The sequence below is a fragment of the Sphingopyxis sp. Root154 genome (assembly GCF_001427105.1).
Lineage (GTDB): Bacteria > Pseudomonadota > Alphaproteobacteria > Sphingomonadales > Sphingomonadaceae > Sphingopyxis.
Genome location: NZ_LMGI01000003.1, coordinates 400,324 through 416,117 on the forward strand (window position 1 = coordinate 400,324; position 15,794 = coordinate 416,117).

13 protein-coding genes are annotated in these 15,794 nt (G+C 63.5%); 10 read left to right on the top strand and 3 right to left on the bottom strand.

The features are described from left to right. The first annotated feature begins 2 nt into the window (after positions 1 to 2). The 3 genes from ASD73_RS17465 (at position 3) to ASD73_RS17475 (ending at position 4,376) form a co-directional block, all read left to right on the top strand. Positions 3 to 407, top strand: a complete 405-nt coding sequence (locus ASD73_RS17465; protein ID WP_056374396.1) for a penicillin acylase family protein — start codon at positions 3 to 5, stop codon at positions 405 to 407. Then, positions 404 to 2,569: a PQQ-dependent dehydrogenase, methanol/ethanol family gene (locus ASD73_RS17470; RefSeq protein ID WP_056374398.1), complete on the top strand. Its 2,166-nt coding sequence runs from the start codon at positions 404 to 406 to the stop codon at positions 2,567 to 2,569. The genes ASD73_RS17465 and ASD73_RS17470 overlap by 4 nt, the downstream gene beginning before the upstream one ends. Before the next feature lie 73 nt (positions 2,570 to 2,642). Further along, the gene (locus ASD73_RS17475) at positions 2,643 to 4,376 is read left to right on the top strand and encodes a DUF885 domain-containing protein (protein WP_056374400.1); all 1,734 of its coding nucleotides are present in this window, start codon (positions 2,643 to 2,645) and stop codon (positions 4,374 to 4,376) included. 187 nt (positions 4,377 to 4,563) lie between these two features. Here ASD73_RS17475 and ASD73_RS17480 read toward each other — a convergent pair whose 3' ends face one another. Genes ASD73_RS17480 through ASD73_RS17490 form a run of 3 tightly spaced genes read right to left on the bottom strand, consistent with a single transcriptional unit; the run spans position 4,564 to position 7,777 of the window. Continuing rightward, on the bottom strand, positions 4,564 to 5,706 hold the full coding sequence (locus ASD73_RS17480) for an ABC transporter substrate-binding protein (protein WP_056374402.1): 1,143 nt from the start codon (positions 5,704 to 5,706) through the stop codon (positions 4,564 to 4,566). Further along, a complete protein-coding gene (locus ASD73_RS17485) occupies positions 5,703 to 7,115 on the bottom strand; it encodes a sensor histidine kinase (RefSeq protein WP_056374404.1) in 1,413 nt (470 codons plus the stop codon). The genes ASD73_RS17480 and ASD73_RS17485 overlap by 4 nt, the downstream gene beginning before the upstream one ends. Next, positions 7,112 to 7,777, bottom strand: coding sequence for a response regulator transcription factor (locus tag ASD73_RS17490; RefSeq protein ID WP_056374406.1), 666 nt, complete (start codon positions 7,775 to 7,777; stop codon positions 7,112 to 7,114). The genes ASD73_RS17485 and ASD73_RS17490 overlap by 4 nt, the downstream gene beginning before the upstream one ends. Before the next feature lie 308 nt (positions 7,778 to 8,085). Here ASD73_RS17490 and ASD73_RS17495 point away from each other — a divergent pair, with 308 nt between their 5' ends. The 7 genes from ASD73_RS17495 to ASD73_RS17525 all read left to right on the top strand — a co-directional run bounded on the left by ASD73_RS17495 (position 8,086) and on the right by ASD73_RS17525 (position 15,751). Further along, on the top strand, positions 8,086 to 9,399 hold the full coding sequence (locus ASD73_RS17495) for an ABC transporter substrate-binding protein (protein WP_082521660.1): 1,314 nt from the start codon (positions 8,086 to 8,088) through the stop codon (positions 9,397 to 9,399). Continuing rightward, complete coding sequence (locus tag ASD73_RS17500) at positions 9,396 to 10,283, top strand: carbohydrate ABC transporter permease (RefSeq protein WP_056374410.1); 888 nt, start codon at positions 9,396 to 9,398, stop codon at positions 10,281 to 10,283. The genes ASD73_RS17495 and ASD73_RS17500 overlap by 4 nt, the downstream gene beginning before the upstream one ends. 35 nt (positions 10,284 to 10,318) lie before the next feature. After that, positions 10,319 to 11,107: a carbohydrate ABC transporter permease gene (locus ASD73_RS17505; protein WP_200934973.1), complete on the top strand. Its 789-nt coding sequence runs from the start codon at positions 10,319 to 10,321 to the stop codon at positions 11,105 to 11,107. 70 nt (positions 11,108 to 11,177) lie between these two features. Further along, positions 11,178 to 12,170 carry an ABC transporter ATP-binding protein gene (locus ASD73_RS17510; RefSeq protein ID WP_235534568.1) on the top strand — a complete coding sequence of 331 codons (993 nt, stop codon included), beginning with the start codon at positions 11,178 to 11,180 and terminating at the stop codon, positions 12,168 to 12,170. Further along, positions 12,170 to 12,937, top strand: coding sequence for an SDR family NAD(P)-dependent oxidoreductase (locus ASD73_RS17515; protein WP_056374415.1), 768 nt, complete (start codon positions 12,170 to 12,172; stop codon positions 12,935 to 12,937). Before ASD73_RS17510 ends, ASD73_RS17515 begins: the two co-directional genes overlap by 1 nt. Positions 12,938 to 13,083: 146 nt before the next feature. Further along, the gene (locus tag ASD73_RS17520) at positions 13,084 to 14,280 is read left to right on the top strand and encodes an SGNH/GDSL hydrolase family protein (protein WP_056374417.1); all 1,197 of its coding nucleotides are present in this window, start codon (positions 13,084 to 13,086) and stop codon (positions 14,278 to 14,280) included. A gap of 85 nt (positions 14,281 to 14,365) precedes the next feature. Continuing rightward, complete coding sequence (locus ASD73_RS17525) at positions 14,366 to 15,751, top strand: alkaline phosphatase family protein (protein ID WP_056374419.1); 1,386 nt, start codon at positions 14,366 to 14,368, stop codon at positions 15,749 to 15,751. Positions 15,752 to 15,794 lie beyond the last annotated feature (43 nt).

A 15,794-nucleotide genomic window follows, 5' to 3' on the forward strand; every position in this document is an offset into this window, starting at 1 on the left:
GAATGGCGGTTCGATGCGCGCGTTTTTTGAAATGGGGCCAATTGCCGGCTGTGGCGATCGCCTCGGTTCTGCTCGGCGCCGGCCACCCGGGCGAGCGCGTTCCGCTCCATGGCGGCGCGATGTTCAGTATGATGGCCGCGAGCCTCGTGCCCGACGTGGGGTTTACCGAGCCACTCGGCCCGTCGAACCCCTATATTCAGGTCGTGACGTTACATAAAGACGGCCCCGTGGCCGAGGCGATCCTTGCGAGTTCGCAAACACCCGATCCGTCATCGCCATTCCATTCCGACCAGACACGGCTCTACGCTACCAAGACCTGGGTCCGTCTCCCTTTTACCCGCACCGAGGTGGAGGCAGCGGCGATCGCTCCGCCGACGATCCTGACCATTGGAGCCGACGAACGATGAGCCGGGGTCTTCTTTCGCTGACCGTTCTGCTTGGCCTGTGTCTCTTCGCGGCGGGGGGCTGCGGTCGATCCGATCCCGAACCCGGTCAGGTTGACCGCGCGCGACTGCTCGATACCGACGGCGAGCCGGATCAATGGCTGGCGTCGGGTCGCGATTGGCGCGGCACCTATCACTCTCCGTTGACGCAGATCGATGCCGGAACCGTTGACCGGGTCGGCCTCGCCTGGACCTATGATCCCGGCACCAGCCGCGGTCAGGAGGCCACGCCCCTTGTCGTCGACGGCACCATGTTCACGTCGGGCAATTGGGGCCGGGTGTATGCGCTCGATGCCCGGACCGGAGCGGAGCGCTGGACCTTTGTCCCCGAGGTCGACGGTCAATATGGCCGCTACACTTGCTGCGACGTCGTCAACCGCGGCGTCGCGGTGTGGAAGGGCAGGGTGTATGTCGCAGCGCTGGACGGCTGGCTATACGCGCTCGACGCAAAGAACGGTCGGATACTGTGGCGTACCGACAGCTTTGTCGATCGTAAGCGGCCTGCGACCGTGACCGGCGCGCCTCAAATCGCCGGCGATGTCGTCGTGATCGGACAGGGCGGCGCGGATTTCGCCGATAGCCGCGGCTATGTATCGGCCTTCGATCTTGCGACTGGCAAGCTCAAATGGCGGTTCTTCACCGTGCCGGGCGATCCGCGCCATCCATACGAGAGCCCGGAGATGGCGCGCGCGGCGACGACATGGTCGCGGAGCAGCTTGTGGGAAACAGGTGGAGGCGGGACGGCCTGGGATGCCATGGCTTATGACCCGAAGCTCGACCTGCTTTATGTCGGGACCGGGAATGCCGCGCCTTTTTCCTGGTGGGACCGCAGTCCCGGGGGAGGGGATAATCTCTACCTCTCGTCGATCCTCGCAATCCGCCCCAAGACGGGCCGGCTGGTTTGGCACTATCAGACCGTCCCCGGTGAACGCTGGGATTATACCGCCACCCAGAAAATGATTCTCGCCGACCTCGAGATTGGTGGACGGCAACGCAAGGTGCTGATGCAGGCGCCGAAGAACGGTTTCTTCTATGTCCTCGACCGCGCAACGGGTGAGTTGCTGTCGGCCAAGCCGTATGCGCCGGTAAACTGGGCCTCCGGTATCGACCTGAAATCCGGTCGGCCGATACTGACCGGTGAGGCCGAATATCGCGATGGCCCGGCGCTGGTCTATCCGGCGGCAAGCGGCGCGCATAACTGGCAGCCGATGGCATATAATCCGGACACGGGCCTCGTCTATATTCCCGTCATCGAAGGCGCGATGATCTTTGCCAAGGGCTATGATCCGGCAGGCCGGACGCTCGCCGAAAAATGGAATGTCAACGCCGTGTTCGTCGAGGATTATCCGCGGGGCGGCGTCCCGAGCCTCGGTTTGCCGCCGCTGGCCAAAGTGCTGAAGGGGCGTCCGTATCCGGCTCGGCGCGCCGTACTGCGGGCATGGGATCCTGTAAGGGCACGAACCGTGTGGGAAGCGCCGGAACCGGAGTTTTGGCAAGGCGGCGTGATGACGACCTCAGGCGGACTGGTGATTCAGGGCCGCTCAGACGGGATGCTGGTCTTTCGCGACGCCTCGTCGGGAAAAATCCTGCGTGCGCTCGATACGGGATACAGCATCATGGCGGCGCCGATGAGCTATGAGGTCGACGGCGTGCAATATGTTGCCGTCATGGCGGGATATGGCGGTGCTGCAGGCTGGGCGTTCCCGCCCGGTTCGGCAGCCAATAAATTTGGGAATGAGAACCGCATACTCGTATTCCGTCTTGATGGAGCAAACATGCCGGCGCGAAAGACAATCGCAGTGCCCCCGCTTGCAGCTCCGCCGCGGCAGCCTGGCACGAGCCGCGATATTGCGCTCGGCGAGCGGCTCTTCGCTGCCCATTGCTCGCGCTGTCACGCCAATGTGGATCGAAGTCTGGTGCCCGACCTGAGGCGCATGGCGCCGGCGACGCACGATGCCTTCGAGGCCATCGTGCTCGGCGGCGCGCTCAGCGCAAACGGGATGGGACGATTCGATGATATACTCTCACGCTCCGACGCCGAGGCGGTGCACGCCTATCTGATCGATCAGACCAGATCAGCCTATCGTGGTTCAACACAAGGAAAGATTCCCGCCCGTGCGAACTGAAAAGACCTATTCGAAACGACGCGGACGGATCGTTGGAACGGAAGGGGTGAAGCGCCGGTCAAGGCGACACGGCATGCTCGACCTGCTTCGCGCGGCGGCAGCACTCTCGCTCTTCTCGACGACGATGGCGCTGGCGCAGGAGCCGGCTACTCTCGATCAGATGGCGGCTGAGTATCGCCTGCAAACCATCGCCGACGATCCCATCGTCACCTATTTCTCCGGACTGCCTCCCAGTCACAACGACCGGTTCGCCGACCGTCGCGCGGCGGCGTTGAATGCCAGCGACGCTTGGAAAGGCGTCATGCTGCGCAAACTCGAGACAATTGAAGCGGATGCGCTGACCGATCAGCAGCGAGCGCTCCGCGCCGTTCTCCTCGAGCAGATTTCGTCGGATTTGCGACTTCGGGTCTGCCGGGGCGAGCTTTGGAACGTCAACCATTTCACCGGATGGCAAGCGCTGCTCGTGCCCGTCGCGGAAGGCCAGCCCGTCGCGACGACCAAGGACCGAACCGAGGCGCTCGCGCGCTGGTCGTCGCTTCCCGCGTTCGTCGCGGTCGAGATCGCAAACCTCGACCGCGGATTGGCGGAGCATTATGCGGCGCCGAAATCGGTCGTTCGCCGCGTGATCGCACAACTGGACTCACTGTTGCCGGCCAATGGCGCCGCGCCCCCGCTGTTGTCGCCAGCGACGAGGAGCGAGGATCCAGAGTTCAAGCGTCGCTTTGCCGGGGTTGTCGACGAAGATGTCGTGCCAGCGCTTCGCCAGTATCGCAACTATCTCGAGACGGTCTATTTACCGCGCGCCCGCGACGGCGTGGCCGTGACCGAACTGCCTGATGGCCGGGCCTGCTATCAGGCGATGCTCCGGGCGAACACAACGCTCGATCGGACCCCGGAACAAGTCTATGCTTTGGGGGAAAGGGCGGTCGAAGAGAATCTGTCGGCCATTCGCGCCATTGGCGAACGGCGCTTCGGGACCACCAATGTCCTTGAAATCGTCGATAGACTGAAAGCCGATCCCGCAAATCATTTCGAATCCGCGCAGGATTTGCTTTCGTTTTCGCGCGCGATCGTTGCGAAGGCGAAGATCCGCACAGCGACGATCATATCGGCGCTGCCCCGCCAGGATGTCGTGGTCGAGCCAAACCGCAGTGGCGATGAAGCGGCGGGTGTTTCGTCTCATTACGACATCAACGGGGACGCCACCGCGCCGGCTACATACCGGCTGCAGATGGGCCCGTGGAAGACGCAGACCAAAGGCGAGGCGACGATCGTCGCGGTGCATGAAGCATGGCCTGGCCACCATCTGCAGATCGCCTATGCGCGCGAGCAGCAGCCTTCACGGCTGCTCGGCGACCTCGTCATGAATTCCGCCTATGTCGAGGGGTGGGCTCGCTACGCGGAGGGGCTGGCCGAGGATATCGGCCTCTACGAAGGCGATGATGCACGTGTATTCCGACGCATCTGGCCGGCGCGCGGCATGGTGGTCGATCCGGGGCTGCACGCGCTTGGATGGAGTCGGCAAAGAGCGATCGCATATCTGGTCTCCACGGGGCGATTCGACGACGCGCGGGCGGATGAAATGGTAGACCGGATTGCGGTGTTGCCGGGCCAGTTGACGTCCTATGACAGCGGAGCGCTCGAAATCCTGTCGCTGCGGCGTGAAGCGGAAGCTGCGCTCGGGCCGGTCTTCGATCTGAAAGGTTTCAATGCGGCGATCCTGGCGCCGGGCGTCGTACCGCTTGCGGAGCTGCGGCGGCATGTGGGCACATGGATCGCAAGCCGACAGGGCCATCGAAAGGACTGAACTTCGGCATTTGCAATATAGTGGAACCGGCCTCGGAGCATGGCACGGTTCAATTGACTAAACCTGTGTCGATCGGAGTAAATGGTGAGCGATCGGTTCGATCGCGGCAGCAGGTTGAGCTACTAGGCCGGAAAAGATGTGATGACCGCAGCTGCCCAAGGTGCCACGGATGTTAGACGGGACAACTTCAGTTCCGCGCGCTCGTTCGGGAGACCGAGTTCCCGCCTTCGGGCCGGACAGGCGATATGGCTTCACGCCATTCGCGAATAAGATGCTCGCGACGGGCCCGATCCTGCAGGCTTAGCAATAGAGGCGTGACCGATGCTTGCGCAAGCAGCCGGTCGGCCTGCGCGGCGGCGAGCTTGGGCGACATTCCGGGGGGTACGAGGTTGTGGCCTGCAATCGCTCGCGCTTCGTCGGACACCAGGAATTGGGCAAGTTTTAGCGCCCTGTCCGGATCGCGCGGGCGCTTGGGCAGCATGAATGACAAGGTCTGCAGCGCCTGATAATCGTCGGGCAGGATCACTGTGATCCGGCTCCCTGCACGCTGTGCTTTGTAGGCATAGGAGAGCTGTACATTGTACGCGAAGAAAATCTCGCGGCGATCGAGGGCGTCGACCATCACGTTGGAGCAGCAGTAAAGGCGAATGTTGGAGCGTCCCAGACCTTCTAGCAGCCGGCCGTAAAGCGCATCCTGATTTGAATCGGATGCGGCCAGGTCGTAGCCATCAGCAGACAGTTCGATGTCGTATGTGCCGACGCGGGCGCGGTCACTGGGAAACCCGCGTAGCCAGTCGAGCAGGGCGATATGGCTGGGCGGCAGCGGTCCCTCAAGCTCCCGGGTGAACACGAACACTGCGGGCTCGACCGTGAACGCAACCACCTGATCGCGCCAGCTTGCCTTTGCCGGTGCCGCCTGGCCGATAGCGGAGGGAAGCGTTGTAGCGCAATTCTCGTTGGCGAGCCGCACGAGATGGTCCGTCGAGGAGGTGAGATAGATATCTGCCGTACGCTCGCGCTGCTGGCACGCCCATAGTGCGCGTTCAAGAAGCGCGTCATTACGTGACTGGATATACACGAGCGAAAGACGGGGATTGTGCCGTTGGAAGGCGAGGAGAAATGGGCGCATGAAACCCGCCTCGATTGACCCCGAAATCACTAAGGGCAGGCCTTGGTCATCTTCGTCCGCCGGGAGATAGGTGACCAGTGCCCCGGCAGGCGGCGAGTAATCGCCTTCCGGATCGCGATCGGACGCGGCGTGGAACGCGACCGCCCCTCCGATTCCCAGAAGGAGTATGGCAGCCCCGATGATGGCGGGCAGCCGCCTCATGCCGCCTTCTCCAGCGGTGCGGACCGAGCCACGATGAAGCTGATTTCGAAAAGTTTCTCCGCCGTCCACGCAAAGGCGAGCATGCCGCCATGGGCTTTCGCGACATCGGCGGCAATCGATAGACCCAGCCCGGCGCCCTCGCCCTCAGTTCGCGGAAGCTGGAACGGCTGCGTCGCTGTGTCCCAGAGCTGAGATGCAATCCCCGGTCCGTCATCGGCGATCGCGATGCAGATTTGATCCGATCCTTCGTCGATCCGCACGCGCAGCATCGTCACCGCGCCGTGCGTCACTGCATTGTTGACGAGGTTCGCCAGTGCCTCGCGCAGATTGATGTCATCGCCCGGAACCGGGATGCGCGGGGCCGCGTAGTCGAACTCGACGACGAGGTCGCGACTGAGCGATTCGGGGACAGCATCGCGGAGTACATGGCGCACGAGCTCGACGAGGTCGACTTCCTGGTGCGGAATGCGGTCGATGCGATAGCTGACCATCGCCTGGCCAAGCAGTTGATGCGTCAGGCGGCTGATCTTGCCAAGATGCGCGCGGATCCGCTCGACGCGTTTGCGGCGGGATTGCGCCGTCTGGTCGGTCAGGAGCAACTCGGTCTGTGCGCCAAGCGCGGCGAGCGGCGTGCGGATTTGATGCGCTGCCACGCCCGCGAAATTCTGCAGCTTGTTCAAACGCTCGTTGAGGCGGTGGAAAGTGTGGTTGATCGTATCCACCAGCGCTCGGGTTTCCGTAGGACTCTCGACCTCGATGGGCCCCATATCCTGGGCTCGCCGCGACGAGAGCGCGTGCCCGATGCGATCGAACGGCCGCAAGGCGCGTTTGACAGCCTCGAGCGATGCTAGGAAACCGAGCGCCGCGACAAAGATGATGATCGCGCCGATCCGCAGCATCAGCCGCGCTACAAGTTGGTAGCGAGCGCCCAGCGACTGGGCGACGACGACGCTGCTCCACCCCTTGGTATCGAGCGAGGCGATGAAACGGTGAATGGTGACGGTGCGCATCGTCTCGCCGTCATCATCGATATAATCGAGCGATGGCAGCCCATCAACCTGGTGTCTAGATCCAGGCAAAAGTCCCGGCTCCCCCGTCAAAAGCGAACCATCGGGCGCGCGCACCGCGAAGAAAAAGCGGTCGTCCTTCGATTGGGCGAGCGTTTCGAAGGCGGAATCGGGCGGAAGAACCGAGTACTGGCCGTTTTCGGCGGTAATAGCTTCGCTGATCTGGGTCGCCGAACTGATCAGGAGTTGGTCGTAGGCATCGGTGGCGGCTCTTTTGGAGAGTGTCCAAGCCGCCGCCAGTGCGCCCAGAGCGCCGATCAGGAAGACCGTTGCGAGCAGCAGGCGCAGCCTGCCGAAAATGGAGGGGGGAAGTTCGAGGCGGGAGGCAAGAGCGACCGTCATGTCTCGACGATATGATAGCCGATCCCGCGTTGCGCGGTGATCTCGACCCCGGAGCCGGCCAACTTTCGCCGAAGCCGAGTGATGAGGACCTCGATGCTGTTCTCGGTCGGTTCAGCGCTGAAGCCGAAGAGTTGGTCAAGCAGCTGCGCCTTGCTGAAAACCATCGTCGGTCTTGCGAGGAAGACTTCCAGCAGCGACAGCTCGCGCCGCGTCAATTTTGCCGGAACATCGTCGATCCGGACGGTGCGGGCCGATCGATCGAAAACCAGTTTTCCGCATTTGAGTTCTGCGGCACGCCCGCCCGAATGACGCCGCAGCAGCGACCGCACCCGCGCTTGCAGTTCGCGAAAGTCGAACGGCTTCACCAGATAGTCGTCGGCGCCCATATCCAGCGATCCGATTCGATCGTCGATCGCGGATCGCGCGGTCAGGATCAGGACCGGCGTTTCGCATCGGCGCTCGCGCAGGCGCCTCAGCAGGGTCAGCCCGTCGAATCCAGGCAGCATGAGATCGAGCACGACGAGCTGATAGCCGGTATCGCGGAGCCATTCGTCGGCGGTTTCGCCGTCACGTGCCCAATCGACGGCGTGGCCCAGCGCTTCGAGGCATTCGACGACGCCTTCGCCGACATCGGCCGTGTCTTCGACGACGAGAATGCGCATTCAATTCTCCGTTCGGTGCGCGGCGGGAAGGCGAGCTTCCAACCGTAAGAATCAGGTGTTTAACGCTGAAAAAGCGCCATTTTTTTGTGATTGAATAACGAACTCCTATGGGTGCGGCACGCCGCCAAATGGTGGCGCATCTGCATGGAAATGACGTCGTCCGTCAATCGACGATCGATCAGGGGCTTAACCTGACACGCTCTCGAGGCTTCTTTCGGATTGTCAGGATAATGAAAGTTTGGGCTCCCATCTGGGCAGCAACAGCGAGCCTCGATGTTCGCGATCAATGATAAGGGGAGGCCGCAGGCATGCGGGCAGGTTGGGCATTATTGGCGGTGATCGCATTGTCGGGCTGCGCGCCGGACGAGGGCGCGCGCACGACGCTGACGATTGCTACCGTCAACAATGGCGACATGGTCCGCCTCAAGGGGCTTGCCGCGGGTTTCGAAGCCGGGCACCCGCGCATCAAACTCAAATGGGTGGTGCTGGAGGAGAATATTCTCCGCCAGAAGGTGACGACCGACGTCGCGATCCGCGGCAGCCAGTACGACGTCGTCATGATCGGCGCGTATGAAGTGCCGATCTGGGCAAAGCGGAACTGGCTCAAGTCCCTCGACGACCTTGGCCCCGACTATCGCGCCGACGATCTCATCGCGCCGGTTCGCGCGGCGGTGTCCTATCGCGGCGTGCAATATGCCGCGCCGTTCAACGCCGAGGGTACGATGATCATGTATCGTACCGATCTCTTCCGGCGTGCCGGGCTGACCATGCCTGCCAGGCCGAGCTGGGAAGATCTGGCGCGTGCGGCGGAAGCGCTGAACGATCCGGATAGCGGCGTCTACGGCATCTGCCTGCGCGGCAAGGCGGGATGGGGCGAGAATATGGCTTCGATCCTCACCGTCGCCCATTCCTATGGAGCCCGTCTGGTCGACGACAAGTGGCGGCCGCAGTTCGACTCTCCCGAGTGGCGCAAGGCGATCGACATGTATGTCGGCCTGCTGCGGCAATGGGGGCCGCCGGGTGCCGCCGCGAACGGCTTCAACGAAAATCTCGCGCTTTTTTCGCAGGGGCGCTGCGCGATCTGGTTCGATTCCACCGTGGCGGCGCCATTTCTCAGTGATCCCGAAACGTCGAAGGTGGCCGATCGCGTCGGTTTCGCACCGGCCCCCGACCAGGGGCTCGGGCGTAGCGCGAACTGGCTGTGGACCTGGGCATTCGCCATACCGGCCAGCTCGAAGAAAGTCCCGGCCGCGAAAGAGTTCATCAGCTGGGCGGCGGGTCCTGGCTATGCCGCGGTTGCTGCCCGGCGCGCGGGCTGGCTTGCCGTGCCGCCAGGAACCCGCCTGTCGCTCTATCAGAGTCCCGCCTATCGGCGTGCGGCGCCATTCGCCGACGTCACGCTGCAGTCGATCAATGCCGCCAATCCTGGCAAGCCCTCCCGCCTGCACGTGCCCTATATCGGGGTGCAATATGCCGCGATCCCCGAGTGGCAGGGGATCGGAACGGAGATCGGCCAGCAATTCTCCGCTGCGATCGCCGGACGCGTGTCAACGGGCGACGCCCTGGCCGAGGCACAGGCCGCGACCCGGCGCCAGCTCACCGACGCGGGATATTATCAATGACTGCCGGCGTTGCTATTCGCCAGCGCAGCTATTTGCAGGGGCCGGGCCGCCTCCTGCTGGCTCCCGCGATCCTTCTGCTGCTCGCGGCGTCGATCGCGCCGCTGCTCGTGACGATCAAATTTTCGCTGAGTGACTATCGGCTGCTTTTCCCTGACAGCAGCGGCTTCGTCGGATTGAGCAACTATGCGCGGCTTGTAGCGAGTCCCGATTTCGTGCCTGCGCTCGTCAACACGCTGATGCTGATCGCGGTCGTGCTCGCGGCAAGCATCGCCGGCGGCCTCGGGTTGGCGCTGCTGCTCGACGGCCCGGTGATCGGGCGGGGGGGGCTGCGGCTCCTCGTCATATCGCCCTTCTTTGTCATGCCGCCGGTCAGCGCGCTGCTCTGGAAGAATTTGCTGATGCAGCCGGTGTCGGGCTTCTTCGCCTGGCTGGCGGCGCTTTTCGGGCTCCCGGCGTACGACTGGTTCTCGCATGCGCCGCTGCTGTCGATCGCGCTGATCGTCGCCTGGCAATGGCTGCCGTTCGCGGCGCTGATCCTGCTCACCTCGTTGCAATCCTTCGACCGCGAATTGCGCGAGGCGGCGCAGCTTGACGGAGCCTCGGCGGCCGCGATCCTGCGCCACCTCTTGCTCCCGCATCTCGCGCGCCCGATCGCCATTGTCGTGATGATCGAGACGATCTTCCTCATCGGGGTCTTCGCCGAAATCCTCGTGACGACCGGCGGCGGCACCGCCAGCACCGACCTGGCGTTCCTCGTCTATTCGCAGGCGATGCTCCAATATGACATCGGGGCCGCTTCCGCCGCCGGGCTGGTTGCCGTCGTCTTCGCGAACATCCTTGCCATCTTTCTTATCAGGGCGGTCGGCCGCTCGCTGGAGGCATGATGCGCACGCGCCGCAGACATCGCGCGATCGCAACCATGTTCGCATGGGCCGCGTCGCTCACAATCGCTTTTCCATTGCTCTGGACGCTGCTGACGAGCTTCAAGACCGAACTCGAAGCCGTGTCCTTTCCCCCGCGCTTCCTCTCGTTCGACTGGACGCTTGCGAACTACCGCGGAATCCTCGCCGAGGGAGACTATCTCCATTCGCTGGTCAATTCGGTGATCGTCGCGGGCGGATCTTCGGCTCTGGTTCTTGCGCTGGCGATCCCGGCTGCCTGGTCGATGGCGTTCGCGCCGACGCACCGGACGCGCGGTATCCTGCTCTGGATGCTGTCGACCAAGATGCTGCCGCCGGTCGGCGTGTTCATTCCGATCTTCCTGTTTTACCGCGATTGGGGGCTGCTCGACAGCCGGACCGGGCTGGTGCTGCTGCTCGCGGCCGCCAATCTGCCGATCGCGGTGTGGATGCTCTTCTCCAATTTCCGTGAGGTGCCCGGCGAAATTTTGGAGGCATCGCGCATGGATGGCGCCTCGCTGTGGCAGGAACTCGTGTCGGTGCTCGCGCCGCTAGCGCTGCCGGGCATCGCGTCCACCTTCTTCCTGGTCTTCACGTTGGCGTGGAACGAATCCTTCTGGACCCTCAATCTCGTGACCACCGAGGCCACGCCGCTGACCGCCTTCATCGCCGCCTTCTCGAGCCCCCAGGGGCTGTTCTGGGCACGCCTGTCGGCGGCGTCGATCCTGTCCATCGTCCCGGTCCTGCTGATCGGCTGGCTCTGCCAGCGGCAGCTCGTTCGCGGTCTTACCTTTGGAGCTGTCAAATGATTGATCGGACCCGTTCGCGATGAGCGGCATTGTCCTTGAAGGCGTAACGAAGCGTTTCGGTGACCATCTGGTGACCGATGCCATCGATCTCGTCATACCCGATGGCGCGTTCACGGTTTTCGTCGGCCCGTCGGGTTGCGGCAAGACGACGCTGCTGCGGCTCATTGCCGGGCTCGAGGATATCGACTCGGGCCGGTTGCTGATCGACGGGGTCGATGCCGCGCAGACGTCACCCGCGGCGCGGGGGCTGGCGATGGTGTTCCAGTCCTACGCGCTTTATCCGCACATGACGGTGCGCGCCAATCTCGGCTTCGCGCTCAAGGTCGCGCGCCGGCCGCGCGCCGAGATTGCAGAGCGCACCGAGCAAGTCGCCGAAATGCTCAACCTGACGCCGTTTCTCGATCGGCGTCCAGGGGCCCTGTCCGGCGGGCAGCGGCAGCGCGTCGCAATCGGCCGGGCACTCGTGCGCGAACCCAAGGCGTTCCTCTTCGACGAACCGCTTTCCAACTTGGACGCGGAACTGCGCGCGCAGATGCGCATCGAGATCCGGCGTCTCCAGCAGCAACTGGGCATTACGGCGATCTACGTCACCCACGACCAGGCAGAGGCGATGACAATGGCCGACCGGATCGTCGTCTTTCGCGACGGCCGGGTGGAGCAGGCGGGCTCGCCGGGCGAGATCTACCGCAACCCCGCGAGCCGTTTCGTGGCGGGTTTCATCGGTTCGCCGCGCATGAATTTCCTTGGCGGCGCGATCGCCGCCAAACACGGGGCGGTGACGATCGGTGTCAGGCCCGAGCATCTGGCTATCGATCCCGCCGGGACGATATCGGCCGCGGTTCAGGCCATCGAATATCTTGGCAGCGACAGCTTCGTTCATCTGGGCGCGCAATCCGGCGAAACGCTCATCGCCCGCGGTGTGCCCGACCTCGACTTTCGCTCCGGCGATACCGTCCAGCTGCGTATCGCGCCGGGGGCCGTCCACCGTTTCGACGCCGACGACCGCGCCATGCCGGCGCCGGCGCCGGCTCCTGGGGCCAACATTTTTGAGGAGACCGTCTAGTGTATATTGATCGTTTTCGTCTGCCTCAAAAGGTCGCACTCGTCACCGGCGGTGCTGGCGCGATCGGACTTGCGATTGCCGATGCGCTGCTCGAGGCCGGCGCAACGGTGATTCTCGCCGATCGGGCAGCGGGGCCGCTGGACGAGGCGCTGCGCGAACGGCCCGGAGCGCGGCTTTCCTCCGCTGTTTTCGATGTCACCGACCCCGACGCGGTAACCGCCGCGATCGACGATGTGGTCGCGCGGCACGGCCGCATCGACGTCCTCGTCAACAATGCCGGCATTGCGCGCAGTGAAACGCCCGCGGAAACCGTCCCCGACGAACATTGGCGCAACGTCATCGACGTCAACCTCAATGGCACCTTCTGGTGCGCGCGTGCAGCGGGGCGGCACATGCTGGCGCAAGGCAGCGGCGCCATTGTCAATGTTGGTTCGATGAGCGGCTTCATCGTCAACCGCCCGCAGGAACAGAGTTTCTACAACGCCTCCAAGGCGGGGGTCCATCATCTGACGCGCTCGCTCGCCGCCGAATGGGCGCCGCGCGGTGTCCGGGTGAACGCCGTTGCGCCGACCTATATCAATACCCCGCTCAACGCCTTCGTGAAGACCAAACCGGACATGTACCACCGCTGGATCGACGGTACGCCGATGGGCCGGATGGGCGAGGTCGATGAGGTGGCGGCGGTGGTCCTGTTCCTGGCGTCCGACGCATCGAGCCTGATGACGGGAAGCATCGTCCTCGCCGACGGTGGCTATTCCTGTTGGTAAAGATTCGTAGATGAAATAATACATCACAGTGGAAACAGAATAAAATCGGGTATGTAACAAATATATAATAATATTTCTAAAATAGAAAATAATGATTCGTGGTGAGGATATTGGTAATGCGCAAATCGAATAGAATTATGTTGGGAATGTTTGTTCCTGTCATTGCGCTTGCATTCAGCGCGACGGCGGAGGCCAAATGGGTGGCGAGCTGGGCGGCGGGCTCGATCCCGCCCGGGCCCAAGGCTGCCTCCTTTTCGAACCAGACGCTGCGCCAGGTCGTTCGCCTCTCGGCAGGCGGCAATGCGCTGCGCGTACGCTTCACCAATGCCTTTGGCGCCACACCGCTCGCGATCGGCGCGGCGCGCATCGTCTTCGTAGGCGATGACGGCAAGGAGATTGCCGGCACGGCCCGCGAGCTGACCTTTGGCGGCGCCCGCACCGCGACGATGGCGCGCGGTGCGCCGCTGCTCAGCGACAGCGTGAAGATCGCGGTGCCGGCGCGTGCGCGGATGGCGATCAGCCTCTATCTGCCGGGCGACACCGGCCCCTGCACCTGCCACAACAACGCGCTCGACGATACCCAGGTATCGGGTCCGGGCGATTTCACCGCCGGGCCATTCGAGCCTGCCGCGATCGTCAAGGATCGGGCCTTTCTCGCCTCGGTCGATGTCGACGCACCGGGCGATGCCGCGACGGTCGTGGCGTTCGGCGATTCGATCACCAACGGCACCGGTTCGACTTGGGGCGGCAACCGGCGCTGGCCCGATCAACTCGCCGACCGTCTCTCGGCACGGGGCGGCCGTGTCTGGGGCGTTGCGAACGCCGGCATCAGCGGCAATCGCGTGCTGGGCGACGGCACCGGCGAAAGCGCGCTGACGCGGCTCGATCGCGACGTCTTCTCGCTTCCGAACGTCAAGACGCTGATCCTGTTCGAAGGCATAAACGACATCGGCCGTTCCTACGCGCATTATCAGGGCGAGGCCGCCGAGACCCAGAGGCTGCTCCAAGGCCGCCTGACCGACGCTGCGCAGATGATCGCCGCCTACCGGCAGATTATCGACCGCGCGCACCAGCACGATATCAAGGTCTTTGGCGCGACGATCGCGCCGTTCAAGGGCGCAAGCTACTGGTCGCCGGAGGGCGAGGCGGCCCGTCAGGAAATCAACCGCTTCATCCGCACCAGCGGCGCGTTCGATGCGGTGTTCGATTTCGACAGGGCGCTCGCCGACCCGGCCGATCCGGCCAGCATGCGCGCCGACTATCATTCCGGGGATCACCTCCACGGCAGCGATGCCGGATACACCGCGGTCGTCCAGTCGATCGACCTGAAGCTATTCAGATAAATTTGAACGAAGCAGCAGAATTTCGAGCAATTCTTGGCGCCTATTCTGCTGCTGACGACGATTATTTCGCCGGAAAGGAAAATTAGTGAAACTTGCATGGAAAAGCGCGATCGCGGCGGTTGTCGCCGGCTCGGTGCTCGCGTCGGGCCCGGCGATGGCCCGTCAGGACATCGCTCGCCCCCGGCCGGTCCTGCTCATCACGATCGACGGTCTCATGCCCGACCATGTCCTTCAGGCCGACAAGTATAAGCTGTCGATTCCGGTACTGCGCAGCTTCCTCGCGGAGGGCGCTTTTGCCAAGGGGGTCGTCAACGTCAGCCCGACGGTGACCTATCCCAACCACACGACCCTCATCACCGGCGTCCATCCTTCCGAACACGGCATTTACAATAATGCGGTGTTCGACCCGCTCGGCAAGGAGCGCGGCGAGTGGCATTCCTATTATTCGGAAATCAAGGCGCCGACCCTGTGGCACGCCGCGCATCAGGCGGGAGGGGTCACGGCCAGCCTGTGCTGGCCCGTCACCGCCCACGCGGCCGACATCGACTATAATCTTCCCGAATTCGGCCGCAACGGCACCGAACGCGCGCAATATCTGATGGAAGCGGTGTCGCAGCCGCCGGGCTATCTGGAACAGCTCGAGAAGTCGATCGGCCCTTATTATCTGGAACCCGACGTCGCGGCGAACGACCGGCGGATCGAAGCGGCCGCGCTCCGCATCATCGCGGACAAGCACCCCGATCTCCTGACGATCCATCTCGGGGCACTCGACCATGAGGAGCATGACCACGGTCCGGAGAGCGCCGAGGCGTTCGCCGAGCTCGAGCGGATCGACGCCGCGGTCGGCCGCCTCATCGCCGCCGAACGGCAGGTGCATCCCGACGCCAAAATCGTCATCGCCTCGGACCATGGCTTTTATCGCTGGACCCATGCCGTTCACCTCAATGCGGCGCTGGTGAAGGCGGGGCTGATCGCGCTGCGCGACCCTGCGGGCAAGTCGGTCGAATCGTGGAAAGCCTTCGCGTGGAACGGCGGCACGGGGATGATCGTCCTGCAAAAGCCGGACGACGAACAGGTCAAGGCACAGGTACGACAATTGCTGCGCACGCTGGCGCAGGACCCGGTCAACGGGATCGACCACATCTATGAAGGCGGCGAAATCGCTGCGCTCGGCATGGCGCCCAATGCTTCGTTCGTCGTGGGTTTCAAGGAAGGCTACGCCATGGGCAGCGGGCTGACCGGTCCTTTGGTCGAGAAATTCACGACCGTGCGCGGCAATCACGGCGCGTTGACCAGTCCGACGACCCGGCCCGACGTGCACTCCGCCTTCTTCATGAAGGGGCCGGGCATCGCCGCTGGAAAGGATCTTGGAATCATCGACATGCGGCAGATCGCACCGACGATCGCGCGCGAAATGGGGGTCTCGCTGCCCACGGCGAAGCTGCCTGCGCTGCCGGTGCGCGGACAGTGAAGCGGGCGGAATAGCGAAGGCGCGAAGGGAAGGGAGGCAAGAG

What these genes read in the sequence shown, in the direction of transcription:
- ASD73_RS17465 (WP_056374396.1), top strand. Translation starts at nt 3, where the DNA reads ATGGCGGTTCGATGCGCGCGTTTTTTGAAATGGGGCCAATTGCCGGCT.
- ASD73_RS17470 (WP_056374398.1), top strand. Translation starts at nt 404, where the DNA reads ATGAGCCGGGGTCTTCTTTCGCTGACCGTTCTGCTTGGCCTGTGTCTC.
- ASD73_RS17475 (WP_056374400.1), top strand. Translation starts at nt 2,643, where the DNA reads ATGCTCGACCTGCTTCGCGCGGCGGCAGCACTCTCGCTCTTCTCGACG.
- ASD73_RS17480 (WP_056374402.1), bottom strand. Translation starts at nt 5,706, where the DNA reads ATGAGGCGGCTGCCCGCCATCATCGGGGCTGCCATACTCCTTCTGGGA.
- ASD73_RS17485 (WP_056374404.1), bottom strand. Translation starts at nt 7,115, where the DNA reads ATGACGGTCGCTCTTGCCTCCCGCCTCGAACTTCCCCCCTCCATTTTC.
- ASD73_RS17490 (WP_056374406.1), bottom strand. Translation starts at nt 7,777, where the DNA reads ATGCGCATTCTCGTCGTCGAAGACACGGCCGATGTCGGCGAAGGCGTC.
- ASD73_RS17495 (WP_082521660.1), top strand. Translation starts at nt 8,086, where the DNA reads ATGCGGGCAGGTTGGGCATTATTGGCGGTGATCGCATTGTCGGGCTGC.
- ASD73_RS17500 (WP_056374410.1), top strand. Translation starts at nt 9,396, where the DNA reads ATGACTGCCGGCGTTGCTATTCGCCAGCGCAGCTATTTGCAGGGGCCG.
- ASD73_RS17505 (WP_200934973.1), top strand. Translation starts at nt 10,319, where the DNA reads ATGTTCGCATGGGCCGCGTCGCTCACAATCGCTTTTCCATTGCTCTGG.
- ASD73_RS17520 (WP_056374417.1), top strand. Translation starts at nt 13,084, where the DNA reads ATGTTTGTTCCTGTCATTGCGCTTGCATTCAGCGCGACGGCGGAGGCC.